Genomic DNA, 24,499 nt, shown 5'->3' with positions numbered 1-24,499 from the left:
ACTTGATTTCTACCGCTAACATCACCATGCAGTTTGGCGCCAAGCCCTTGTTCGAGAACGTCTCGGTCAAGTTCAACAATGGCAACCGCTACGGCCTGATCGGCGCCAACGGCTGTGGCAAGTCGACCTTCATGAAAATCCTCGGCGGCGACCTGGAGCCGTCGGCCGGCCAGGTGATGCTCGAGCCGAACGTGCGCCTGGGCAAGCTGCGCCAGGACCAGTTCGCCTACGAAGAATTCACCGTGATCGATACCGTGATCATGGGCCACGAGGAACTGTGGCGGGTCAAGGCCGAGCGTGATCGCATCTACTCGCTGCCGGAAATGACCGAAGACGACGGCATGGCCGTCGCCGAGCTGGAAACCGAATTCGCCGAGATGGACGGCTACACCGCCGAATCCCGCGCCGGTGAACTGCTGCTGGGCCTGGGTATCCCCCTCGAACAGCATTTCGGCCCCATGACCGAAGTCGCCCCAGGCTGGAAACTGCGTGTGCTGCTGGCCCAGGCACTGTTCTCCGACCCTGAAGTGCTGCTGCTCGACGAGCCGACCAACCACCTGGACATCAACACCATCCGCTGGCTGGAAAGCATCCTCACGGCGCGTAACAGCACCATGATCATCATTTCCCACGACCGTCACTTCCTCAACAGCGTGTGCACCCACATGGCTGACCTGGACTACGGCGAGCTGCGTCTGTTCCCGGGCAACTACGACGAGTACATGACCGCCGCCACCCAGTCGCGCGAGCAACTGCTGTCGGACAACGCCAAGAAGAAGGCCCAGATCGCCGAGCTGCAGACCTTCGTCAGCCGCTTCTCGGCCAACGCCTCCAAGGCCAAGCAGGCCACCTCGCGCGCCAAGCAGATCGACAAGATCCAGCTGGCCGAGGTCAAGCCATCGAGCCGCGTCAGCCCGTTCATCCGCTTCGAGCAGACCAAGAAACTGCACCGCCAGGCCGTGACCATCGAGAAGATGTCCAAGGGCTTCGACGGCAAGACCCTGTTCAAGAACTTCAGCTTCACCGTCGAAGCCGGCGAGCGCGTGGCGATCATCGGCCCCAACGGTATCGGCAAGACCACCCTGCTGCGCACCCTGGTCGGCGAGCTGACCCCGGATGCCGGCGAGGTGAAATGGACCGAAAGCGCCGAAGTGGGCTACTACGCCCAGGACCACGCCCACGATTTCGAAGAGGACCTGAGCTTGTTCGACTGGATGGGCCAGTGGACGCAGGGCGAGCAGATCATCCGCGGCACCCTGGGGCGCATGCTGTTCTCCAACGACGAGATCCTCAAGTCGGTGAAGGTGATCTCCGGTGGCGAGCAAGGCCGCATGCTGTTCGGCAAGCTGATTCTGCAAAAGCCCAACGTACTGGTGATGGACGAACCGACCAACCACCTGGACATGGAATCGATCGAGGCGCTCAACCTGGCACTGGAAAACTACCCGGGCACGCTGCTGTTCGTCAGCCACGACCGCGAGTTCGTGTCCTCGCTGGCCACCCGCATCATCGAGCTGAGCCCCAGCGGCGTGATCGACTTCAGCGGTACCTATGACGACTACCTGCGCAGCCAGGGTGTGTTGATCTAAGCGTCGTACACAAGCTTCGCCGGCAAGGCCGGCTCCTGCAGGGTGCGTGGTTTTCGCGACCCGGGTGGGGGCCGGCCTTGCTGGCCACAGCTTGTTCGTTAGCCTGCTTTCTTTTCCTGCCCGCTCCCGCCATCATGGTCGCCTCCAACCGCTTGCCTGCGAACGAGCCCCATGTCTGCCCCGCCCCCTTCTGCTGCACTCAGTAACGAGTCGGTTACCCGACAGATACTGTCGATCGTCTTCTACACCTTCATCGCCTTCCTCTGCATCGGCCTGCCGATCGCGGTGCTGCCCAGCCACGTGCATGACACCCTGGGGTTCAGCGCGGTCATCGCCGGCATCACCATCGGCCTGCAATACCTGTCCACCCTGCTCAGCCGCCCCATGGCCGGACGCCTGGCCGACAGCCTGGGGACCAAGCGCGCGATCATCTACGGGCTGCTGGGCATCGCGCTGAGCGGCGTGCTGACCTGGGCATCGGCACTGGCCGTGCACCTGCCAGTGATGAGCCTGGCAGTGCTGCTGGCTGCACGGGTGGCCCTGGGCATCGCGCAGGGCCTGATTGGCGTGGGCACCCTGAGCTGGGGCATCGGCCAGGTGGGCGCCGAACACACCGCGCGGGTGATTTCCTGGAACGGTATCGCCTCCTATGGCGCCATCGCCATCGGAGCACCGCTGGGGGTGATCGTGGCCAGCGAACTGAACTTCGCCACCCTGGGCCTGAGCCTGACCGCGCTAGCGGCAGCGGCGTTACTGGTGATACGCAACAAGCCCTCGGTGCCGGTGGTGCGTGGCGTGCGCCTGCCGTTCTGGGCCGCCTTCGCACGGGTGGCACCGTGCGGCGTGGGCCTTACCCTGGCCTCCATCGGCTATGGCACGCTGACCACCTTCGTCACGCTCTTCTATATAGAACGCGGCTGGAGCGGCGCCGCCCTGTGCCTGAGCGCCTTCGGCGTGTGCTTCATCCTGTCGCGGCTGCTGTTCGTGAACGCGGTCAACCAGTGGGGCGGCTACCGCGTGGCAATTGCCTGCATGGGCGTCGAGGCCCTGGGGCTGGCATTGTTGTGGCTGGCGCCGTCACCGCTGCTGGCGTTGGTCGGCGCGGGGCTGAGCGGCTTCGGCCTGTCACTGGTGTACCCGGCACTGGGGGTCGAGGCGATCAAGCAGGTGCCCAGTTCCAGCCGCGGCGCCGGGCTGGGGGCCTACGCGGTGTTCTTCGACCTGGCCCTGGCGATTGCCGGCCCGGTGATGGGCGCCATCGCTGCGCACCTGGGCTACGCCTCGATCTTCTGTGTGGCGGCGCTGCTGTCACTGGCCGGCGTGGGCCTGACCCTGGTGCTGTTGCGCCGCGCCACGGCTCAGTGATCGACCGCACTCAGGCCGACACGCTCGGCGCCCCCCAGGGTGCGGGTGAAGAAGCGCGTGGCTTCGGCCTGCAACGACAGGTGTATGCCGGCGCGGTCCACCCCTTCGGCATCGGTGCACAGCGTGGCCATGTGCTGCAGCTGGGATGCGTCGCACGGGGCCATGAACACGAAGTGCCCGGCACCCGCCAGCAGGCGGTAGTTGGGGGTGATCGGCAGTTTGCGCGCCAGTGCCTGGGCATTCTTGTCGATGGCCAGCAACTGGTCGCGGTCGCCGCTGTAGATCAGCGCGGGCACCTTCACATCGGCCAGCGCGTGGCGTCCGAACATCAGGCTCAACGGCGCCATCAGCAGCAATGAACGCACCCTGGGGTCGGCGTGGGGCAGCAGGTCGTCACGGTCTGCTACCAGCACCCCGTGGGCCTTGCAGGCATCGGCGTCCAGCGGGTTCTGCTGGCAGTAGCGGCGCAGGCGTTGCAGGTCTGGTCGGGCACCGGACAGGATCAACGCTGTCTCGCCACCGGCCGAGTAACCGATCATGCCCACCTGCCCGTCGCTGACGTAAGGTGCAAGCAACGGATCGGCAAGGGTCGCGGTCAAGGCGGCACTGATCTGCAGGGGCCGACCATAGAGGTTGCTCAGGGTGCCAAGCCGGCTGTGGTCGCGAGCGTTGTCTCCCGGGTGCACCACCGCCACCACCACGAAGCCCCGGCGTGCCAGGGCGCTGGCCAGGTCATGCAGCGCCAGTGGCGTGCCGGTATTGCCATGGGACAACATCAGCAACGGGAAGCGGCCCATTACCACCGCGCCTTCTTCGGCCACGTGGACCCGATAGCCGTCGACCTGATGCCACCGGGCGGCGTCGCTGGATGGGTAGAACGCCAGCGCCTGCATCGGCTGGCCGTCCACCGGGTCGGTCACAGCCATGCGATGCAGGCCGACACTCCAGTGCTGCGCGGGCTCGGCCTGCACCAGCAGGCAGCAGCTCCACAGCACCAGCATCAAAAATGTTCGAACCCACCGCATCGTTGCTCACCCTGCCCGGCCCGCACCTGTGACCGGTACTGGCAAGCATAGAGCGGGCCAGGCCGGGCTGGATGAAAGGTGCATGAAAAAGCCGACTTGCGGGGTGACCGCAAGTCGGCTTTTCGACAGGGGCTCAGGCAGCCGCGAACAGCTCGCTGTCGATCTGCGCCTGGGCGGCCTGCATGGCATTGCTGCGGTGCTCGTCGCCGTAGGCCAGGCCATGGGCGCGCACGAACTCGACGTCGGTGATGCCGATAAAGCCCAGGAACACCTTGAGGAATTCCTCGTGGGCCACACCGGTCGGCTGGCCGACGTGCAGGCCGCCGGAGGTCGACACCACGATCACCTTCTTGTTGCCGCACAGGCCTTCAGGCCCGGCTTCGGTGTAGCGGAAGGTCTGGCCGGCGACGGCAATGCGGTCGATCCAGGCCTTGAGCTGGGTCGGCACGGTGAAGTTGTACATGGGCGCAGCGATCACCACCGCATCGGCCGCCAGAAACTCCTGCAGGGTTTCACTGCTGAGCCTGGCTTCATGTTGCTGCGCCGCATCGCGCAGTTCGTCAGGCGTGCCGGCGGCAACCAGGGTCGCGGCCGAGAAATGGCTGATGGCATCGGCGGCCAGGTCCCGGTAGACCACCTGCGCCGAAGGTTCTGCCGCTTGCCAGGCGGCGACTACACGCTGACTGAGCTGGCGAGAAGCGGAGTTGTCGCCGAGGATGCTGGAATCGATGTGCAACAGTTTCATGGGGCTCTCCTGAATGAGGATCGGCTGGCGATCACGATGGGGAGGATGCTACCGGGATAGCCAATAGCTGATAAGATCGCAAATTCGCACTTCTTCGTCCCACTGGCAGGACAATGCCCATGACCGGCATGCAAGACCTCAACGATCTGTTCTATTTCGCCCGCGTGGTGGAGGCCGGCGGCTTCGCGGCGGCCGGGCGTCTGCTCGGTGTGCCCAAATCCAGGCTGTCGCGGCGCATTGCCGAACTGGAGGAGCGCCTGGGCACGCGTCTGCTGCAGCGCACCACCCGGCAACTCAAGCTCACCGCCGTGGGCGAGCGCTACCTGCGCCATTGCCAGGCCATGCTGCTGGAGGCCGAGATGGCCGACGAGGCGGTGGCCAGCATGACCAGCGAACCGCGCGGGCGCTTGCGGGTGTCGTGCCCGGTGGGCCTGGCCCATGAGTTCCTGCCCGGCGTGATCAGCGCATTTTTGCAGCAGTACCCGCAGGTGCAGCTGGACATGGTGCTGCTCAACCGCCGGGTCGACCTGATTACCGAGGGCATCGACGTGGCCCTGCGTGTGCGCGACCTGGGCGACGAAGACCCGGCGCTGGTCACCCGCCGCCTGCGCCAGGCGCAGATGCTGCTGGTGGCCGCACCTGAGTTTGCCGCCCGGCACCCTGTCAGCTCCCCTGCCGACCTGGCCAGGGTGCCGGTACTGGGCGCGGTCGAGGCCGACCGCCTGGTGCACCTGCGCCTGCTCGACGAGCAGGGCCACAAGCAGGACCTGACCCTGGAAGCGCGCCTGGCCATCGACGACTTCGTGGTGCGCAAGGCCGCCACCCTGGCGGGCCTGGGCTTCACCACGCTGCCTATCATGCACTGCGAGGCCGAACTGCAGCGCGGCGAACTGGTACGCCTGCTGCCGGGCTGGTCACTGCCGGGCGGTTACCTGCAGGCGGTGTACCCGCACCGGCGCGGCGTGCTGCCGGCGGTCAGGGCGTGGATCGATCACCTGGTAGCCTCGTTCGAGGAATGCGGAGAGCGTTATGTCTGAGCGAAAAATGACCGAGGCACAGGTGGCGGCATTCTGCCTGGGCCTGCCCGGTGTGCAGGAAGACTACAAATGGGGTGGCGTGCGCGTGTTCTCGGTGGCCGGCAACAAGATGTTCGCGGTGATGGACCTGGCGGGTGCAGGCTTGTCGTTCAAGGTCGACACCGAGCTGTTCCTGGGTTATGTGGACCGCCCCGGGGTGCGACCGGCGCCGTACCTGGCGCGGGCACACTGGATCAGTGTGGCGCAGCCTTATGCGATGGGGCGTGGGGAACTGGAAGAGTTGCTGCGCCGCTCGCACCAACTGGTGGTGCGGCGATTGCCCAAGCGCGTACAGGTCGGGTTGCTGCTCTGAGGCCGATGGCTTTCGCCGGCAAGGCCGGCCCCTGAAGGCGCCGACCTTGCCGGCGAAAGCGCTCTAGAACCCGAACAATCGCCCGGCAAGAAACAGGTAGTCGGCCCAGAACACCTGATGCCCCAGCACGATCACCCAGAACACCAGCTGATACGACAACTTGCGTGTCTTGTGCCGGAACACCTGCTGCGCCAGCAGCGCCCCTGGCCAGCCACCGGCCAGTTCGCAGGCATGCAGCACCTTCTCGGGGGTACGCTGCCCCTGGCCGCGCGCCTGACGCTTGTCGTAGCCATACAGCCCGAAACAGCCAAGGCTCGCCAGCCCATAGGCCGCCAGCCACAACCAGTTGCCTGTGCCCACACCCAGCTTCAGTGCGCCCAGCACCGGCAGCAGGCACAGGGCCACGAATGCCAGCAACTTGAGGCGCAGGTGGCGCATGGGCGGGCGCGTTTCGATGCGGGCCATCTCAGCCGTGCGCCACGGCCCAGTCGACCCAGCCGAACTGCCAGGTCGCCAGGATCACCAGGCCAAATGCGATACGGTACCAGGCAAACACCGCGTAGCTGTGGCTGGCGATGAACTTGAGCAAGCCGCGCACCGCAATCATCGCGAAGATGAACGACACCACGAAGCCGATGGCGAACACCGGGAAGTCATCCGGCTGGAACAGGTCGCGGTACTTGTAGCCCGAGAACACCGCCGCCCCGACCATGGTCGGCATCGCCAGAAAGAACGAGAACTCGGTGGCGGCCTTGCGCGACAGGCCGAACAACAGCCCGCCGATGATCGTCGAGCCCGACCGCGAAGTCCCTGGAATCATTGCCAGGCACTGCGCGCAGCCGATCTTCAGCGCATCGGTCCAGCGCATGTCATCGACCTCCTCGACACGCACCACGTGCTGGCGGCGCTCGGCCCACAGCATGATCACCCCGCCCACCACCAGGGCCACCGCCACCGTGATCGGGTTGAACAGGTACTCATGGATCAGGTCGGCGAACAGCACGCCCAGCACCACGGCGGGCATGAAGGCGATCAGCAGGTTGAGGGTAAAGCGCTGGGCCCGGGCCTGGCGGGGCAGGCCCACCACCACGTCCAGGATCTTGCGGCGAAATTCCCACACCACCGCCAGGATCGCGCCCAGCTGGATGATGATGTTGAACGCCATCGCGCGTTCGCCGCCAAAGTCGATCAGGTCGGCGACCACGATCTGGTGACCGGTACTCGAAATGGGCAAAAATTCCGTCAGACCCTCGACGATGCCGAGAATCACAGCCTGCATGGCGGTCCAAAAATCCATCATTCCCCCGTAAGACATTGCCGCTGGCAGGTCTCATCATTCGTTATTTGATTGCCCGAAACCGGGCATATTACGGCGACACTCCGTCGCAAAACCGAAGGAAATGCTACCCCGGCCTTCAGAACTGCCCCGTGAAGGCCGAAATCCTAACAGAGCGCTCGTGCAAACGCTGCCGCTCGACGCGACAGCGCTCTACTAATCAATCACTTAGCCCTTGGTCGAGTAGGTTGTTTCGGTAAAGCGTGGTTGGATGCGGACAATAACAAGAACATAGGGTGACCTTCATGAAGACTTTACGCAGTATGTCGATCAGCCGTCGGCTGTGGCTCATCCTGGTGGTGGCGGTACTGATGCTGGTGACCCTGGGGCTGCTGATGCTGCGTCAGATCCACGGTGACCTGTACCAGGCAAAGGCCGAAAAGACCCGGCACGTGGTCGAAACCGCAGCCGGCGTGCTGGCCTATTACCAGGGGCTGGAAGCCAGCGGTACCCTTACCCGCGAGGCCGCCCAGCAACAGGCGCTGAGTGCGGTGCGCGGGTTGCGTTATGACCAGGACGACTACTTCTGGATCAACGACCTGGGCCCGAAGATGATCATGCACCCCATGAACCTCAAGCTCGAAGGCCAGGACCTCTCCGGCATTCGCGACCCGGACGGCTATGCGCTGTTCAACGAAATGGTCGCGTTGGCCAAGGCCCAGGGCGCCGGCAGCATCGACTACCGCTGGCCCAAGCCCGGTGCCAGCGAGCCGGTGGAAAAAACCTCGTACATCCAGCTGTTCAAACCCTGGGGCTGGGTGATCGGCTCTGGCGTGTACATCGACGACATGCACGCCGAGTTCGTGCGCCAGCTTCGCGACGCATCGCTGCTGGGGGTGGTCATCGCGCTGATAATGGCACTGGTGGTCATGCTGATCGCCCGCAGTATCACCCGCCCCTTGCAGGAAGCCGTGGATGCCATGGGCAACATCGCCAGCGGCGAAAGCGACCTGACCCGTCGCCTCGACACCCATGGGCAGGATGAAGTCACCCAGCTGGGCCTGCACTTCAACACCTTCACCGCCAAGCTGCAGCAGGTGGTGACCCAGTTGCAGGGCGCTGCCCAGGCCCTGGGCCATTCGGCCGGGGACGTAGGCAGCAACGCCGGCCAGGCGCACCAGCGCAGCGAACAGCAGTCGCAGCAGATGGAACAGGTGGCCACCGCAATCAATGAGGTCAGTTATGCGGTGCAGGACGTGGCCAGGAACGCCGAGCACGCCTCCAGCGAGATGCAGGACGCCCAGCAGCGGGCCGAACAGGGCCGGCAAAGCATTCATGGCAGCCTGCTGAAAATCGACGAGCTGTCGGGCACCATCGACCAGGCGGTGCAGGTGATCCAGGCCCTGGCGGGCCAGAGCACGCGTATCGGCAGCGTGCTGGAGGTGATCCGTTCGATTGCCGAGCAGACCAACCTGCTGGCACTCAACGCCGCCATCGAGGCCGCGCGGGCGGGTGAACAGGGTCGCGGGTTCGCCGTGGTGGCCGACGAAGTGCGCCTGCTGGCGCAACGCACCCAGCAGTCGACGGCCGAGATCCAGCAGATGATCGAGCACCTTCAGGGCCAGTCCGAGGCTGCGGTCAAGGCGATCGATGCCAGCAGCCTGGCCTCGCGCGAGACGGTCGAACAGGCCAGCGAGGCCGGTGCCAGCCTGGATGCCATCAGCCAGGCACTGCACAACCTCAGCGCGCTGAATGCCTCGATTGCCAGTGCCACGCTGCAGCAGTCGCATGTGGTCGAAGAGATCAACCACAACGTTACCCAGACGGCCGAGCTGTCGCGTCAGACGGCCGTGGCGGCGCACCAGTCGAGCAGTGCCGGGGCCGCATTGAACCAGTTGAGCGAACAGCTGGGGCAGTTGCTGAGGCAGTTCCGGGTCTGACCGCTGCCTGCACCTCGCCAGCGGCCGGCTTCTGCAAGGCTCGACATTGCCTCAGCAGGAGCCGGCCTTGGCGGCGAAGTGCTCACCCAAGGCTGGCACCTGACGTGCCACAAGGTACAATCGCCGCCCTGCCCCCCTTCAAGGAACGCCGATGTCCGGCCTGGAACTGTACGCTGCCGTGCTGGGCGTCATCGCTGTATGGCTCACGACCCGCCAGAACCCCTGGTGCTGGCCCATCGGCCTGCTGGTGGTGCTGCTCTACAGCTGGATCTTCTTCGACTTCAAGCTGTATTCGAACATGCTGCTGCAACTGGCGTTTGCCGTGTTCCAGCTCTATGGGTGGTGGCAGTGGACACGCCCCGGCGAGGATCGCCCGATCCGGCAGGTGACCTACCTGGGTACCGCGCCGCTGCTGTCGGGCCTGGGCGTGGGCCTGCTGGCCAGCCTGGCCCTCGGTGCGGCCATGGCCACCTGGACCGATGCTGCAGAGCCCTGGCTGGACGCCACCCTCACCGCCTTCAGCCTGGTGGCGCAGCTCTGGATGGCGCAAAAGCGCGTGCAATGCTGGCCGTTGTGGATCGTGCTGGACGTAATCTTCGTCGGCCTGTTCCTCTACAAAGGCATGTACATCACCGCCGCGCTGTATGCGCTGTTCACCCTGATCGCCCTGCAGGGCTGGCATAGCTGGCGACGTGACCCGGCATTGGCCAGCCCATGAAGGTCCTGGTACTGGCGGGCCCGGAATCCAGTGGCAAGAGCTGGCTGGGCGGCGAAATCCAGGCGCATTTCGGTGGCGAACTGGTAGGCGAGTACGTGCGCCACTTCATCGACGAGCAGCGGCGCGACACCTGCTACGCCGACATCGACCCCATCGCCCGCGGGCAGCTGGTGTGGGAGGATGCGGCCCGCGCGCGCCAGCCCGAGCTGCTGATACTCGATACGCACCTGCTGAGCAACATGCTATGGAGCCGCGTACTGTTCAACGACTGCCCGGCGTGGCTGGAACAGGCGCTGCTGGCACGGCGCTACGACCTGCACCTGTTGCTCAGCCCCGCAGGCGTGCCCTGGGTAGGCGACGGCCAGCGCTGTCAACCACGGCTGGAGGAGCGCCAGGCGTTCTTCGAGGCCAGCCGCCAATGGCTGCAACGGCATGGCCAACCCATGCAGGTCATCGAGGGCGACTGGGCATACCGCCAATCGACGGTACTGGCGGCCGTACAGGCACTGCTGGAAGGCAAGCCCCCGGCCTGCGCCACCGAGTGTTAACCCGGCGTTACACACCCGGCCACCTCAACCGCCGATCCAGAGCACTTGCGCCCAACACGCGGTGACGTGTTAAGCCGGTGATACACCCACCCTCGGGGCACGCCGGGCATCTGCGCTGCTGCAAGGCCTGTAAAAAGGACCAGCGGTTGTATCACCGGTGATACAGGTTTTCCGACCGGCCCCTGCCCCGTGCGCTATTCCCTTGATTCGCTGGCACAAAGCAAAAGCGGCACAGCTTCTGCTCTCCTTCTCGCAACGCTGATAGGGCCAGCGCACCGAAGAAGGAATCGCTGCCGTGGGGAATCACACCAACAAGCTGCTGAGTCTTTTCGTCATGGGCTGTGCGCTGGGCGCCAGCACCCTGAGCCTACCGATACTGGCCGCCGGCGACGGCACCATCATCATCCAGCGCCAGGTTCAGCCGCGTTCGGCCGTTCGCCCGACCGGCACCCCCGACCCCCGCCCCATGACCGTCAATGCCAATCAGTCGCCACGCATCCTGAGCCAGACCAACGAGCTCAGCGATGGCGACTTTGCCGGTGTGGCCAGCGGTGCCAGTGTAAACCGGGTGTTGATGCCCGACGCGTCCGGCAACATCCGCGGCATGGGGGCGGTGCCCACCAGCCTGCCGGGCCTGCGTGGCGGCTCCGGCCCTGGCGCAGGGGGCGCCAACAGCATCTCCAATTCGGTCAACCAGAACGTGCAGCGTGGCCTTGCGCCGCTGCAGATCCTGACCGGGGGCCGTTGAGATGAACCACTCACTGCTGTTTCTGGCGCTGGCCTGCAGCGCGTCGGCCCTGGCCGGCCAATCGGTCAATGACAACGCCACCATCAACGCCAGCGGCCAGGGCTACAAGGGCAACGTGACCATCAACCAGGCGGCTGGCGACCAGCAGCAACAGAACAACAGTCGCGCCATCGCCATCAACCCCGATGCCACCGCCACCACCCAGGTGCGCCAGCGCATCGACACCCCTGCCAGCAGCGCGATCAATGCCCGCGCCAGCATCGGTGGCAACGCCTTCACCAACGGTAACGGGATGATTGGGATCAACCAGTCGGCCGGTGCCAACACACAACAAGTCAATGCGGTGCGGGTAAGCATCAGTGCCACCGCGCAGAGCATCGACGACAGCGTCCTCGACCAGCAGAACGTGGCGCTGTCAAACGGCTCAGGCTCGACAGGTCAAACCCCCGGCAGTCGCCAGGTCGCTACCAGCGATCAGGCCTTCACCGGCAGCCGTGGGGTGATCCAGTTGAACCAGAGCGCCGGGGTCGGGAACCGAATGGCCAACACCCTGAGCGTACGGGTTGCAGATTGACCCGAGCAGTTCACAACGCAGCACAACACAACACTTAACAACTAAAAACAATGCGGAGAAACACCATGAAACCCACAATGGCACTCAAGCCTCTGGTATTCGCACTCGCAGCGGTCATGGCAGTTGCTGCACAAGCGGGCGGAAACAACGGTGGTCACAACGGCGGACACAATGGCGGCAATAACGGCGGCAACAACAATTCCAGCGCGCTGCTCGCCCTGCTGGTAAACGCCGGCGCTGGCGCCACCGTGATCGATACCCAGGGCAACGGTGGTAACGGTGTGCTCAACGAGAACACCCGCAACAACGGCACCATGGACAACTCGGCAAACGGCTCTCAAGGCAACCTGGGCGCCAACGTGGCAGCCGGTGACGGCAACCAGCAAGACAACGTTGCCGCCATCGCCACCGCCGACGAACGCTTCATCTTCGGCAGTGCGGTTGCTGTTTCCAGCGCCACCCAGACCAACACCAGCAACATCGTCAACAACTTCTCTACCCAGAACAACGCCAATCTCACCAATTCGGCGAACAACAGCTCCGGCAACATCGGTGTCAACGTGACCGCCGGCGACTTCAACCAACAGAAAAACAACCTGGCAATCGCCGTGTCCGGCGGCCGTGTGGCCGTGGCCAGCGCAGCCGCCAACCAGTCCACCTCCGGCCTGAGCGTCAACAACAAGGCCGACCGTACCTACACCAAGGAAACCCTCGGTGGCGCCTTTGCCGCCTATGGCCAGTACGAAGGCGAAGGCCACGGCTACGTGGAACGCAAAGACGACAAACCCGGGCACAACGGTGGCTGGGATGATCGTGGCGGCAACAAACCACAGAAAGACAAGCTTACCTTCACCGAAGAAGGCAGCTTCGTACTCGGTGGTGTCTACACCTACCAGGTGCTCAAACCTACCGGCTGGGCCAACCCTGTGGTCAACAACGCCAACATGAGCAACTCGCTCAATGGCGTGTCGGGCAACGTGGGCGCCAACGTGTCGGCCGGCTCGGGCAACCAGCAGAGCAACTCGCTGTCCATCGCAGCAGGCTGCCGCGCCTGCCTGTAAGCTGAAAAAGGACGGGGCCCCCAGGGGCCCCTTTCCTGCCATCTACACGGTGCGAAGACCATGCGCATTGCCCTGCTTGCCGCATTGCTGTTTCTGGCCAGCCTGGCCGAGGCCGCACAGATGCCCATCGCTGCCCTGCCGGGCGGCAATGTCATTTACAAGCCCATCCAGAGCATTCGCGAACGACGCTTCGCCGACCTTGTACAACAGAAAACCGATTTCAGTTGCGGCGCCGCCGCCCTGGCCACCGTCCTCAAGCAAGCCTACTGGCTGGACGTCGACGAAGAACACATCATCGACGGCATGCTCGCCCACGCCGACCAGCAAGTGGTCAAGACCCAGGGCTTCTCCATGCTGGACATGAAGAAGTACGTGGAAAGCATCGGCATGCGTGCCCGGGGCTATCGGATCCCGCCCGAGAGCCTGCAAAGCGTCACCATTCCGGTGGTGGTGCTGATGGATATTCGCGGCTACAAGCACTTCGTGGTGCTGCAACGCACCGAAAAGGACTGGGTGTACATCGGTGACCCGGTTCTGGGCCACAAACGCTACAAGTTCGATGATTTCGTCAAAGGCTGGAACGGCATCATCTTTGCCGTCATCGGCCCTGGCTATGACAAGGCCAACGCATTGCTCGACCCGCCACAACCCTTGACTGCAAAAAACAAGATCAACGGGTTCAGCCCGGTAGACGATGCGCAGTTGATGGATTTTGGTTTCATACAAAGTGATTTCTTCTAATCAGAAGGGGCATGAAGCTCCGGGGAGCACCCGATGAAGACTTCAACCTGGCTGGTTGCCGCCTGCCTGGCCGCCAGCTTGCCTGCCCATGCGCAGTTCAAGCCCATCGAGATCAAGGACCAGGAACTGTCCGAACTGCGCGGACGCTATGTGATGCCAGGGCGCATCATCAGCTTTGGCGTGGTGATGAGCAGCACCTGGCAGAACGCCCGCGGCGACAGCATCGGGGCCACCGCCAGCATGCAAGTGCAGCAGTCCTCGTTCAAGCCGCAGTTCTATGTCTCGCTCGACACGCGCGACGGCAACGGCGCCCCGGTAACCCAGGGCAACGGTACCGTCACCGGCGGGGCCGGCCTTGGCACGACCCAGGGCGTTACCCAGTCGGTACGCGCGGCGGGCGACTACAACACGGCCTACAACAATGTCTCGATCAACGTGAAGGAAGCCAACAGTGCCCCGGCGGCGGGCAAGCCACAGGGTCAGTTGCTGGGTAGCGGGCAGACCATCACCGGCAGCAATGGCGCCGGCACGCTGAGCGTTTCCTCCACCGGCAAGGGCATCCAGCTGGGTATCCAGGCCAACAACAACCAGGGCAATACGGTGCAGCGCCTGGCCCAGGGCGGGCTGCTGCAGGCCACCACGCTCCTGGGCGGCAACAACGCCGTCAACAACATCACCCAGCTCAATGTGGTACTGCGCAACAACCTGCCTACTGCCGGGGCCTTGAACTGCAACCTGGATCAACTCAAGGGCCTTCGTATTTCCGGATATTGATCTACGCTCTGTCTCAATTCACCGCAGTTGGAAGGGACGGCTAACCCATGCATCGATCGTTTTCGTTGAAGGCAGTGGTCTGTGTGAGCACTCTGGCGTCTTCAGCGCTGCTGCAAGCGGCGCCAGATCCGCAAGTTGAGGCCCTGAAACAGGAGTTGCAGGCACTCAAGCAACGTTATGAATCCCAGCAGCAGGCACTGATGGTGCTCGAGCAGCGGGTCCGTCAGGTTGAAGATCAACCCCCGGCACCCCCTCAGCGCCTGACCCGCTCGCCAGCGGCCCCCACCCGGTCAGGCCAGGTGGCTACCGCATCCGGGGCGGCCCCCGGCACCGGCAGTTCCTACGGCGAAGCGCTCAAGGGCGATTCGGAACCTGCGCAGAGCGTGTCCAACCTGTACGACGAGGCCAGCGGCTTCTTCGGTGGCGGCAAGTTCAGCGTCGAGACCGGTATCACCTACGCCCGCTACGACACCCGCCAACTGATCCTCAACGGTTTCCTCGCGCTGGACTCGATTTTCCTGGGCAACATCAACCTGGACCGCATCAAGGCCGACAACTGGACCCTGGACCTGACTGCCCGCTACAACCTCGACCAGCGTTGGCAGTTCGATATCAACGCCCCCATCGTCTACCGCGAGTCCACCTACCAGTCCGGGGGCGCCGGCAACAACGCCCAGGGCGTGACCGAACAGACCGTCACCCGCGACCCGACCCTGGGGGATGTCAACTTCGGCGTGGCCTACAAGTTCCTCGACGAATCGGAAAACAGCCCCGATGCGGTGCTCACCCTGCGGGTCAAGGTGCCCACCGGCAAGGACCCGTTCGGTATCAAGCTGATCCAGGACCCGAACAACGACAGCCTCGCCTACCCCGAAGACCTGCCCACCGGCAACGGCGTATGGTCCATCAGCCCGGGCATCTCGCTGGTCAAGACGTTCGACCCGGCAGTACTGTTCGGCAGCCTGTCCTATACCCATACCCTGGAAGAGTCGTTCAGTGACGTCAGCTCCACGTCCGGGGTCAAGGTGCCGGGCAAGGTCAAGCTGGGCGACAGCTTCCAGATCGGCGCCGGTATCGCCTTTGCGCTGAACGAGAAGATGAGCATGTCGTTCTCGGTGTCCGACCTGATCGCGCGCAAATCCAAGATCAAGTCGGCCGAAACCGGTGACAGCTGGACCTCGGTACCCAGCAGTGATGCCAACGCCGCCTATTTCAACGTGGGCATGACCCTGGCCGCCACCGACAACCTGACCATAGTGCCCAACCTGTCGATCGGCCTGACCGACGATGCGCCGGACTTCACCTTCAGCCTCAAATTCCCTTACTACTTCTGATCTGCGCCGACGCCATTCGCCAGCAAGGCTGGCTCCTACCTTCGGGTAGGAGCCAGCCTTGCTGGCGAATGGACGTAGCGTGGGATCTTCAGCGAATCTGATGCTTGTGCAGCAACCGGTAGAACGTAGGCCGCGACACCCCAAGCACCTTGGCCGCAATGCTGAGGTTGTCACTGTGACGATTGAGCACGTCACACAGCGCCTGGCGCTCGGCGCGGTGCTTGTAGTCTTCCAGGGTACCCATCGGCGTCATCTCGACCTGAGCCCCCTGCAACCCGAGGTCCTGGGCCTCGATCTGCCGCCCTTCGGCCAGCACCAGGCCGCGACGCACGCGGTTGGCCAGTTCGCGCACATTACCCGGCCAATCATGCTTGCCCATCGCCATCAGCGCGTCTTCGCTGAAGGTGCGCGGGCGCCGGCCGGTTTCCTGGCTGTAGAAACGCGAAAAGTGGCTGGCCAGCATCGACAGGTCGCCATGCCGGTCACGCAGCGGTGCCGTTACCACCTGCAGCACGTTGAGCCGGTAATACAGGTCTTCGCGAAAACGCCCGCTGGTGATCGCGCTCTCCAGGTCGACATGGGTCGCAGCCAGCACGCGCACGTCCACCGCAATCGGCTGGCTGCCGCCCACCCGTTCGATATGCTTTTCCTGCAGAAAACGCAGCAGGTTGGCCTGCAGTTCCAGCGGCAGGTCGCCGATCTCGTCGAGAAACAGCGTGCCGCCGTTGGCAGCCTCGATGCGCCCGACCTTGCGCTGGTGCGCGCCGGTGAAGGCGCCCTTTTCGTGGCCGAACAGCTCGGACTGGATCAGGTGTTCGGGAATCGCCCCGCAGTTGATCGCCACGAACGGTTTGTCGTGGCGCTGTGACTGCCGGTGCAGGGTGCGCGCCACCAGCTCCTTGCCGGTACCGCTCTCTCCTCGAATCAGCACCGGTGACTCGGTGGGCGCCAGCTTGCTCAGCAACTTGCGCAATTCGCGGATCGGGCGGCTGTCACCCAGCAGTTCGTGCTCGGGCTCATCCACATGCAGGTTGCCCTTGCCGCGCAGGCGTGCCATGCCGAATGCGCGACCCAGGGTCACCTGCACGCGGGAGACATCGAACGGCAACGTATGGAAGTCAAAAAACCACTCGCACACAAAATCACCCACGTTCTGCGCGCGCAGCTCCTCGGCGCTGAGCACCGCGATCCACTCGGTACCGCTGCGGCTGATCAGGTCCTTGACCGCATCGGGGTGCTGCAGGTGGCTGGCGTGCAGGCGCAGCAACCCCACATCGCAAGGGTGCTCCAGGGCAGTGGCAAGGGTGCAGGTGCGCACGTCCCAACCTACGCTGCGCAGGCCTGGCAACAAGCGGTGGCAATCGTCACAAGGGTCAACGATCAGCAAGCGGCGGTTCGGTACCGGTTCCAGCATGACCTTTCCTTGGCGCCAATTATTGGAAATGTTAGTAGAAACAGCATGTTGTATGGCCCGTCTGTAACAGTAGCAACCAACGTCAGAATGCCCACTACCGTCCGTCTGCAAATACGGCCTTGCTTTCGGCTCGGTAGAATTTTCCTGTTAATTCAACGTCCCAGATGTTGCCAATGAATGCAGATTGTCAGCACCGATTAAAAAAACATTACTTGCAGTGTGACCTGACCCACTACTGCGTGCATCAGTACAAGTAACCTGCCGCAGGGAACACACCTTGCCGCAACTTTTTCAATGTTTGGGACCACAGAGAGACCGAACCCATGAACGCCCCGCTCCGTGTCAACGAAGCACTGCTGATTGCCGACCACGCCTTCGAACCTTTCCAGTGCGTCGCCTGGGATGTGCCTAACGGCACTGGCGAACTCAGCCTGGCGGTAATCGACCGGACCAGCACCCGTATCGGCAGCAAGCAAGTTCCAAGCAGCACCTATTCCGACCCGCAGCAATTGGCACACCTGATCGAGGAAGTGCGCGCCGAGTTGAGCCAGAAAGGTTATGACTTGCAGCCGTGGAGCATGCCGAAGTAACTTTCCGGCCTGCCCCGTTCATGCAAAAGTGCACCCACTGGGTGCACTTTTTTTGTTTGTGAAGTGTGCGCCGGCGGCTGCGGCAGTTGGCCGCAGTTTACGGCCCAAGTACTTGTTTCAACGCAAGTTGAACTGTTCCAGGTGTTGGTATTGCGCACCCAGTTCCAGCGCCATTTGCCTGGCGCGGCCCAGGCGAACCGGTGCGCTTTCCATGTCCACCAGCAGGCTGCTGCACGGCAGTGCCTCCAGCGCCGGCCAGGCCTTGAGCCGGCCATCGGTTAGGATCAGGCAGTGCTGCACCTCATTGGGGTAGCGCCGCTGGCGTTGGGTCAGCCATTGCCGGGCCTGCTGCAGTGCCTCAAGCAGTGGCGTGCCTCCGCCGGCGCCGAGCTCCGCCAGCCAGGGCTGCAGCGCAGCAGAGGCCTTCAGGCCGTGGCGCTGCCAGCGCGGTTCGCGGCCGCTGGCCGTGAGCAGGGCGAGCCTGGCGCGGGCCCGGTACGCCTGGTCGAACAGTTCGGCCAGCAAACCCTTGGCCTTGCTCAGTGCCTGGTAACGCCGGGTAGACGCCGACGCATCCACAATCACCAGCCAGAGCTGCGTCGGCGCGGCGGTGCGCTGCGCCCAGCACAGCTCGTCGCGCTGGCGCGGGCGGCCCTTGAGCAGGGTGGCAGGCCAGGCCACGCTGCCCTGCCCGGCTGCCCGGGCACGCCCGCGCGGGCCCCGGTCGAGCTTGCCTGCACGGGGCCTGGCATCCGCCGCCGGGTGCGAGCGCGGGCGGATGCTCAAGGCTTTTTTGGCCAGCGCGGTACCTCGCGCCGAGCGCCCACAGCCACCGGCTGGCCTGGCAGCTCACCCCACTGGCCACTGCCCTGGGGCTCGCTCGACGGGCTCGATTGCCCCTGGGGCTGAGCGTCGGGGCGAGGCGGTTGCTCGGCGGGCCGGTCATGGCGCCGATGGCGCAAGGCAAACTCTGCCACCGCCTCGATATCCTCGGCCTCGATGCCCGGTGCACTGCGCCAGGCCGCATGGGCACGGGCGGCACGCAACCAGACCAGGTCGGCGCGCAGGCCGTCGACCCCGGCCTCGAAGCAGCGCTGGGTGATCTGCGTCAGGGCCTGGTCATCCAGGGCAATCTGTTCCAGGCGCTCGCGTGCCTGCTGGCAGCGCTGGCGCAGCTCGGCCTGGGCATCGGCCCACTGCGCGCAGAACGCCTGCGGGTCGCTGTCGAAGTCCAGCCGGCGGCGGATGATCTGGCCTCGCGCCTCGGGCAGCGGCTGGCCCTGCAGGGCCACATTCAGGCCGAAACGGTCGAGCAACTGCGGACGCAGCTCGCCCTCCTCCGGGTTCATGGTGCCGATCAGCACGAAGCGCGCACTGTGCCGATGGGAAATGCCATCGCGCTCTACCCGGTTGGTGCCGCTGGCAGCCACATCCAGCAGCAGGTCGACCAGGTGATCGGGCAGCAGGTTGACCTCGTCGACGTACAGCACGCCGCCATCAGCCTTGGCCAGCACACCCGGCGAGAACTGGGCGCGGCCCTGCCCCAGCGCAGCATCCAGGTCCAGGGTGCCGACCAGGCGCTCCTCGGTGGCGCCCAGCGGCAAGGTCACGAAGGGCCCCTCGCCCAGCAGGTCGGCCAGGCCCCGGGCCAGGGTGCTCTTGGCCATGCCGCGCGGGCCTTCGATCAGCACGCCGCCGATCCTGGGGTCGATGGCCGTCAGGCACAGCGCCAGCTTCAGGTCGTGGGCGCCGACCACGGCGGCCAGCGGAAAATGTACGGGTTCGCTCATGTCTGGCTTATTCCTCTGCGTCCAGCAGTTGCTCTTCCAGGGCCTGTCGATACTCGCCCGGAGCCTGCCACAGCCCGCGCTGCTGGGCCTCCAGCAAACGTTCGGTGATGTCGCGCAGGGCCTCGGGGTTGTGCTGGCGGATAAACTCGCGGGTCGCGGCATCGAGCACATAGGCCTCGGCCAGCGACTGGTAATGATGATCGTCGATCAGGTGCGTGGTGGCATCGAAGGCGAACAGGTTGTCGACCGTCGCAGCCATCTCGAACGCGCCCTTGTAGCCATGGCGCTTGACCCCGTCGATCCACTTGGGGTTGAGCGCGCGCGCACGGATCACCCGGTTCAGTTCTTCCTTGAGGGTGCGAATGCGCGGGCGATCCGGCTGGCTGTGATCGCCGTGGTAACTGGCAACGCCGGCGCCGGCCAGGCTTTCTGCCGCCGCGAGCATGCCGCCCTGGAACTGGTAGTAGTCATTGGAATCGAGCAGGTCGTGCTCATGGTTGTCCTGGTTCTGCAGCACCGCCTGCACCTGGCTCAGGCGCCGGGCAAAGGGTTCGCGCGCGGCGGTGCCGTCGTCCGAGGCGCCATAGGCATACGCGCCATGGTTGAGGTAGACCTCGGCAAGGTCTTCACGGCTGTGCCACAGACGGCCGTCAATGGCGTTCTGCACCCCGGCGCCGTAGGCACCGGGCTTGGAGCCGAACACCCGCCAGCCCGCCTGGCGCTCGGCCTGCTCGGGGCTCAGGCCAGCGGCCAGCAGTTCGGCACGCTCGCTGCGCACCTTGGCCGCCAGGGGGTTGAGGTCATCCGGCTCATCCAGTGCCGCCACGGCCTGCACCGCCGCGTCGAACAGCTTGATCAGGTTGCCGAACGCATCGCGGAAGAACCCCGAAACGCGCAGGGTCACGTCTACCCGTGGGCGATCCAGCAGGCTCACCGGCAGGATCTCGAAGTCGTCCACCCGCTGGCTGCCGCTGGCCCATACCGGGCGTACGCCGAGCAGGGCCATGGCCTGGGCGATGTCGTCGCCGCCGGTGCGCATGGTGGCCGTGCCCCATACCGACAGGCCGAGCTGGCGCAGGTGGTCGCCGTGGTCCTGCAGGTGGCGTTCCAGAATCAGGTTGGCCGAGGCGAAACCGATGCGCCATGCCGTGGCGGTGGGCAGGTTGCGCACATCCACGGTGTAGAAGTTGCGGCCGGTGGGCAGCACGTCCAGGCGCCCGCGGCTGGGCGCCCCGCTCGGCCCCGCCGGCACGAAACGCCCGTCCAGCGCCGCCAGCAGGCCCTGCATTTCGGCCGGGCCGCAGGCATCCAGCTGCGGCGCCACCTGGGCCCGCAGCGCCTGCAGCACGGCCTCGACGTCGGCGCTGTGCTGGTGGCTGGCCGGCGCCCCGTCGAGGGTCTGCTCGATCAGGCGGGCGGCATACAGTTCAAGCCGCTCGCGGGTGTCGCCGTTGGTCCGCCAGGCCTCGCTGCTCACCTGTGCCAGGCTCGGCGGCCGTGGCCCTTCCCAGGCAAGGCCCAGGTCGCAGTCCAGCGGGTCGAAGCCCAGCCCCAGGCCGCGGGCCAGGGCGCGCAGCAGGCTGGCATTGGGGCCGCGCCCATCACCACGTTCCACCCGCAGCAGGGCCAGCAGCGTGTCGATCCGCAGGCGACCGTCCGGCGATTGGCCGAACACATGCAGGCCGTCGCGAATCTGCGACTCCTTGAGGTCGCACAGGTAGGTGTCCAGGCGCGGCAGCCACACCGCCGCATCGTCCAGCGCGCCTTCCAGCTGCAGCTCGCGGTCGATGTGGTTGTCGCGCACCAGGTTGAGGATGTCGCGCTGCAGTTCACGGGCCCGGCGCGGGTCCAGCAGTTGCGCCTCGTAGTACTCGTCGGCCAGCAGTTCCAGGTCGCGCAACGGCCCGTAGGTTTCGGCGCGGGTCAACGGCGGCATCAGGTGGTCGATGATCACCGCCTGGGTGCGGCGCTTGGCCTGGGCGCCCTCGCCCGGGTCGTTGACGATGAACGGGTAGATGTTCGGCAGCGGCCCCAGCAACGCGTCCGGCCAGCACCCGGCCGACAGGCCGACGCCCTTGCCCGGCAGCCACTCCAGGTTGCCGTGCTTGCCCACGTGGATCAGCGCATCGGCGGCATAGGCGTGGCGCAGCCAGAAGTAGAACGCCAGGTAGCCATGCGGCGGCACCAGGTCGGGGTCGTGGTACACCGCACTGGGGTCGACCTGATAACCGCGCGCCGGCTGGATACCGACGAAGGTCAGGCCAAGGCGCAGGCCGGCGACCATCATGCGCCCGCTGCGGAACATCGGGTCCTGCTCCGGCTCGCCCCAGCGCTCGCGCACCGCCTGCTGGTTGGCCTGGGGCAACAGGGCGAAGGCGGCGCGGTAATCGTCCAGCGCCATGCTCTGCGCACAGGGGCGCTGGTCGAGCGTGTCGAGGTCGTTGCTGACCCCGCCGAGCAGGGCCTGGATCAGCGCCGTGCCACTGTCTGGCAACGGCCCCACCGGGTAGCCCTGGGCCTGCATGGCGCGCAGGATGTTGAGCGCCGCCGCCGGGGTGTCCAGCCCCACACCGTTGCCGATGCGCCCGTCGCGGGTCGGGTAGTTGGCCAGAATCAGCGCCACGCGTTTTTGCGGGTTGCCCAGGCGCGCCAGCTCGGACCAGCGCCGGGCCAGTTCCGCAACAAAATCCATGCGTTCCAGGTGCGGCTTGTAGCACACCACGTCCGACTGGCTGCGTTCGCTGCGCCAGGCCAGGTCCTTGAAGCTGATCGGCCGGCTGATGATGCGCCCGTCCAGTTCCGGCAGGGCAATGTGCATGGCCAGGTCGCGGGCCCCCAGGCCCTGTTCGCTGGCCTCCCAGGCCGGCTGGTTGTCCTGTGCGCAGATGGCCTGCAGCACCGGGATGTCGCGCCGGAACGGGCGCAAATGCGGCTGCTGCGGGCTGGACTGGGCGAAGCCTGTGGTGTTGATGATCAGGGCCGCGTCGACCTGGTCCAGCCATTGCTCGACCTGGTCCAGGCAGGCTGCCTCCTTGAGGCTGGCCACGGCAATCGGCAGCGGGTTGAGCCCCGCGCCTTGCAGACGCTCGCAAAACGCATCGATGAACCCCGTGTTGGCGGCCTGCAGGTGCGAGCGGTAGAAGATGATCGGCGTCACGGGCTGGCCGGGCTGCCACAGGGCACGCCAGCTGTCCACGCTCGCCTGGGGGTGTTGCGGGTGATAGACACTGGTGCGCGGCAACTGCTGCGGCTCGTCCCAGTGGTAGTCGCGGCCCAGCCATTGGCTGGCCAGGCACTGGAACAGGTTCAGCGCATTGGCCTTGCCGCCCTGGCGCAGGTAGTGCCACAACCGTTCGGCCTGGGCAGCGGGCACCGTGCTCAGGCTGGTCAGCTCAGGGTCCGGGCGGTCGTCGCCCGGCACCAGGATCAGTTGCACGCCCCGCCCCGCCAGCGCCACCAGTTGCTCCACGCCATAGCGCCAGTAACCGATGCCGCCGTGCAGCGACACCAGGATGACCTTGGCATGGCGCAGCACTTCGTCCACATACAGGTCGACCGAAGCATGGTTCTGCACCTGCATCGGGTTGGCCAGGCGCAGGCTGGGGTAGTCGTCCGGCAACTGCTGGGCGGTTTCGGCCAGCAGTGCCAGGTGCGAATCACCGCTGCAGAGAATCACCAGGTCGGCGGGGGTCTGGCCGAGGTCGGCGATGCTGTCGTCCGGCACAAAGCCGCCGGGCTGGGTCCGCAGCAGGTGCATGGGTCAGGCGCCCAGTGCGGCGCGCAGGCTGGCTTCGAGTTGCACGGCGTCAAGGTCCTGGCCGATCAGCACCAGGCGCGTGGTACGTGGCTCGTCGCTGCGCCAGGCGCGGTCGAAGTGCTTGTCGAAGCGCGTACCCACGCCCTGCACCAGCAGACGCATCGGCTTGCCCGGAATGGCCGCGAAGCCCTTCACGCGCAGGATGCCGTGCTGCACCACCAGTTGGGTCAGGGCATCGAGCAGCAGGCTTTCGTCGGCCTGGGGCAACTCGATGGAGATGGAGTCGAAAGCATCATGGTCGTGATCGTCGTGGTCGTCATCGCCGTCATGGTGCGAATCGTGGTGGGTACGGCGCGCGTCGATGTGCTGCTCGGATTCGGCGCCCAGACCCAGCAATACGTCCAACGGCAGGCGGCCGCTGCTGGCCTCCACCACCTTGACCGCAGGCGGCAGTTCCTCGGCCACCTCGGCGCGCACCCTGGCCAGGTCGTCGGCAGCGATCAGGTCAGCCTTGTTCAGCACCACCAGGTCGGCGCTGGCCAGCTGGTCGGCAAACAGTTCGTGCAGTGGGGACTCGTGGTCCAGGTTCGGGTCGAGCTTGCGCTGGGCGTCCACCTGGTCGGGGTAGGCAGCGAAGGTGCCGGCGGCCACGGCCGGGCTGTCGACCACGGTGATCACCGCATCCACCGTGCAGGCGTTGCGGATTTCCGGCCACTGGAAAGCTTGCACCAGCGGCTTGGGCAGCGCCAGGCCGCTGGTTTCGATGAGGATATGGTCCAGGTCGCCACGGCGCGCCACCAGCTCGCGCATCACCGGGAAGAACTCTTCCTGAACGGTGCAGCACAGGCAGCCGTTGGCCAGCTCGTAGACGCGCCCGCTGGCTTCTTCCTCGGTGCAGCCGATGCTGCACTGCTTGAGGATCTCGCCATCGATGCCCAGCTCGCCGAACTCGTTGACGATCACCGCGATGCGGCGGCCCTGGGCGTTGTCGAGCATGTGCCGCAGCAAGGTGGTCTTGCCCGAGCCGAGGAAGCCGGTAACGATGGTGACGGGGAGTTTGGCCAGTGTTTTCATGGGGGTGCCCTTGGCAGGATGGCGGGCATGCAGGACGAGAGCCGCAG

At 65.3% G+C, this 24,499-nt stretch carries 23 protein-coding genes; 14 read left to right on the top strand and 9 right to left on the bottom strand.

Annotated features, from left to right (window positions below; translation table 11 throughout):
• The first annotated feature begins 2 nt into the window (after positions 1-2).
• A complete protein-coding gene (locus DN387_RS04675; protein WP_043861471.1) occupies positions 3-1,589 on the top strand; it encodes an ABC-F family ATPase in 1,587 nt (528 codons plus the stop codon).
• 171 nt (positions 1,590-1,760) lie between these two features.
• Entirely contained in the window at positions 1,761-2,954 is a 1,194-nt protein-coding gene (locus tag DN387_RS04670; protein WP_054914556.1) for an MFS transporter, read from the top strand.
• Here the strand turns inward: DN387_RS04670 and DN387_RS04665 are convergent.
• Positions 2,948-3,955: a dienelactone hydrolase gene (locus DN387_RS04665; RefSeq protein ID WP_236066269.1), complete on the bottom strand. Its 1,008-nt coding sequence runs from the start codon at positions 3,953-3,955 to the stop codon at positions 2,948-2,950. The genes DN387_RS04670 and DN387_RS04665 overlap by 7 nt on opposite strands.
• A gap of 157 nt (positions 3,956-4,112) precedes the next feature.
• Positions 4,113-4,724: an FMN-dependent NADH-azoreductase gene (locus DN387_RS04660; protein ID WP_054914558.1), complete on the bottom strand. Its 612-nt coding sequence runs from the start codon at positions 4,722-4,724 to the stop codon at positions 4,113-4,115.
• 128 nt (positions 4,725-4,852) lie between these two features.
• Between DN387_RS04660 and DN387_RS04655 the strand changes: the two genes are divergently transcribed.
• The gene (locus DN387_RS04655) at positions 4,853-5,761 is read left to right on the top strand and encodes a LysR substrate-binding domain-containing protein (RefSeq protein ID WP_043861502.1); all 909 of its coding nucleotides are present in this window, start codon (positions 4,853-4,855) and stop codon (positions 5,759-5,761) included.
• Positions 5,754-6,113 (top strand): MmcQ/YjbR family DNA-binding protein, encoded by a 360-nt coding sequence (locus DN387_RS04650; protein ID WP_043861467.1) that lies wholly within the window; start codon positions 5,754-5,756, stop codon positions 6,111-6,113. Before DN387_RS04655 ends, DN387_RS04650 begins: the two co-directional genes overlap by 8 nt.
• A 63-nt stretch (positions 6,114-6,176) precedes the next feature.
• Here DN387_RS04650 and DN387_RS04645 read toward each other — a convergent pair whose 3' ends face one another.
• Both DN387_RS04645 and DN387_RS04640 read right to left on the bottom strand, forming a co-directional pair.
• Positions 6,177-6,578, bottom strand: coding sequence for a DUF1294 domain-containing protein (locus tag DN387_RS04645; protein ID WP_054914559.1), 402 nt, complete (start codon positions 6,576-6,578; stop codon positions 6,177-6,179).
• A 1-nt stretch (position 6,579) separates the two neighbouring features.
• Positions 6,580-7,410 (bottom strand): undecaprenyl-diphosphate phosphatase, encoded by an 831-nt coding sequence (locus DN387_RS04640; RefSeq protein WP_254506011.1) that lies wholly within the window; start codon positions 7,408-7,410, stop codon positions 6,580-6,582.
• A gap of 284 nt (positions 7,411-7,694) precedes the next feature.
• Here DN387_RS04640 and DN387_RS04635 point away from each other — a divergent pair, with 284 nt between their 5' ends.
• The 9 genes from DN387_RS04635 to DN387_RS04595 all read left to right on the top strand — a co-directional run bounded on the left by DN387_RS04635 (position 7,695) and on the right by DN387_RS04595 (position 15,827).
• A complete protein-coding gene (locus tag DN387_RS04635) occupies positions 7,695-9,329 on the top strand; it encodes a methyl-accepting chemotaxis protein (protein WP_043861500.1) in 1,635 nt (544 codons plus the stop codon).
• 151 nt (positions 9,330-9,480) lie between these two features.
• The gene (gene pnuC / locus DN387_RS04630) at positions 9,481-10,047 is read left to right on the top strand and encodes a nicotinamide riboside transporter PnuC (RefSeq protein ID WP_054914560.1); all 567 of its coding nucleotides are present in this window, start codon (positions 9,481-9,483) and stop codon (positions 10,045-10,047) included.
• Entirely contained in the window at positions 10,044-10,595 is a 552-nt protein-coding gene (locus DN387_RS04625) for an AAA family ATPase (protein ID WP_054914561.1), read from the top strand. Before pnuC ends, DN387_RS04625 begins: the two co-directional genes overlap by 4 nt.
• Before the next feature lie 334 nt (positions 10,596-10,929).
• Positions 10,930-11,343: a hypothetical protein gene (locus DN387_RS04620; RefSeq protein WP_054914659.1), complete on the top strand. Its 414-nt coding sequence runs from the start codon at positions 10,930-10,932 to the stop codon at positions 11,341-11,343.
• A 1-nt stretch (position 11,344) separates the two neighbouring features.
• On the top strand, positions 11,345-11,917 hold the full coding sequence (locus DN387_RS04615) for a hypothetical protein (RefSeq protein ID WP_054914562.1): 573 nt from the start codon (positions 11,345-11,347) through the stop codon (positions 11,915-11,917).
• Between the two features lie 65 nt (positions 11,918-11,982).
• Entirely contained in the window at positions 11,983-12,978 is a 996-nt protein-coding gene (locus DN387_RS04610; RefSeq protein ID WP_043861462.1) for a hypothetical protein, read from the top strand.
• 60 nt (positions 12,979-13,038) lie between these two features.
• The gene (locus DN387_RS04605; RefSeq protein WP_043861461.1) at positions 13,039-13,719 is read left to right on the top strand and encodes a C39 family peptidase; all 681 of its coding nucleotides are present in this window, start codon (positions 13,039-13,041) and stop codon (positions 13,717-13,719) included.
• 33 nt (positions 13,720-13,752) lie between these two features.
• Entirely contained in the window at positions 13,753-14,493 is a 741-nt protein-coding gene (locus DN387_RS04600; protein ID WP_054914563.1) for a hypothetical protein, read from the top strand.
• Positions 14,494-14,540: 47 nt separating this feature from the next.
• Entirely contained in the window at positions 14,541-15,827 is a 1,287-nt protein-coding gene (locus DN387_RS04595; protein ID WP_236171921.1) for a hypothetical protein, read from the top strand.
• Positions 15,828-15,915: 88 nt separating this feature from the next.
• Here DN387_RS04595 and DN387_RS04590 read toward each other — a convergent pair whose 3' ends face one another.
• Positions 15,916-17,241, bottom strand: coding sequence for a sigma-54 dependent transcriptional regulator (locus DN387_RS04590; RefSeq protein ID WP_043861458.1), 1,326 nt, complete (start codon positions 17,239-17,241; stop codon positions 15,916-15,918).
• A gap of 323 nt (positions 17,242-17,564) precedes the next feature.
• Here DN387_RS04590 and DN387_RS04585 point away from each other — a divergent pair, with 323 nt between their 5' ends.
• Entirely contained in the window at positions 17,565-17,831 is a 267-nt protein-coding gene (locus DN387_RS04585) for a hypothetical protein (RefSeq protein ID WP_054914565.1), read from the top strand.
• Between the two features lie 117 nt (positions 17,832-17,948).
• Here the strand turns inward: DN387_RS04585 and DN387_RS04580 are convergent, their stop codons facing one another.
• Genes DN387_RS04580 through cobW form a run of 4 tightly spaced genes read right to left on the bottom strand, consistent with a single transcriptional unit; the run spans position 17,949 to position 24,452 of the window.
• On the bottom strand, positions 17,949-18,617 hold the full coding sequence (locus DN387_RS04580) for a VWA domain-containing protein (protein WP_229589463.1): 669 nt from the start codon (positions 18,615-18,617) through the stop codon (positions 17,949-17,951).
• Entirely contained in the window at positions 18,614-19,621 is a 1,008-nt protein-coding gene (locus DN387_RS04575; RefSeq protein WP_054914566.1) for an ATP-binding protein, read from the bottom strand. Before DN387_RS04575 ends, DN387_RS04580 begins: the two co-directional genes overlap by 4 nt.
• Positions 19,622-19,628: 7 nt before the next feature.
• A complete protein-coding gene (gene cobN / locus DN387_RS04570; protein ID WP_054914567.1) occupies positions 19,629-23,378 on the bottom strand; it encodes a cobaltochelatase subunit CobN in 3,750 nt (1,249 codons plus the stop codon).
• Between the two features lie 3 nt (positions 23,379-23,381).
• On the bottom strand, positions 23,382-24,452 hold the full coding sequence (cobW, locus tag DN387_RS04565) for a cobalamin biosynthesis protein CobW (RefSeq protein ID WP_043861454.1): 1,071 nt from the start codon (positions 24,450-24,452) through the stop codon (positions 23,382-23,384).
• Positions 24,453-24,499: the final 47 nt, after the last annotated feature.

Origin of the sequence: Pseudomonas sp. FBF18 (assembly GCF_024261405.1) — a bacterium.
Taxonomy (GTDB): Bacteria; Pseudomonadota; Gammaproteobacteria; order Pseudomonadales; family Pseudomonadaceae; genus Aquipseudomonas; species Aquipseudomonas palmensis.
Note: the sequence above shows the minus strand (reverse complement) of the source record. Positions and strands in the feature narration are given on the sequence as shown.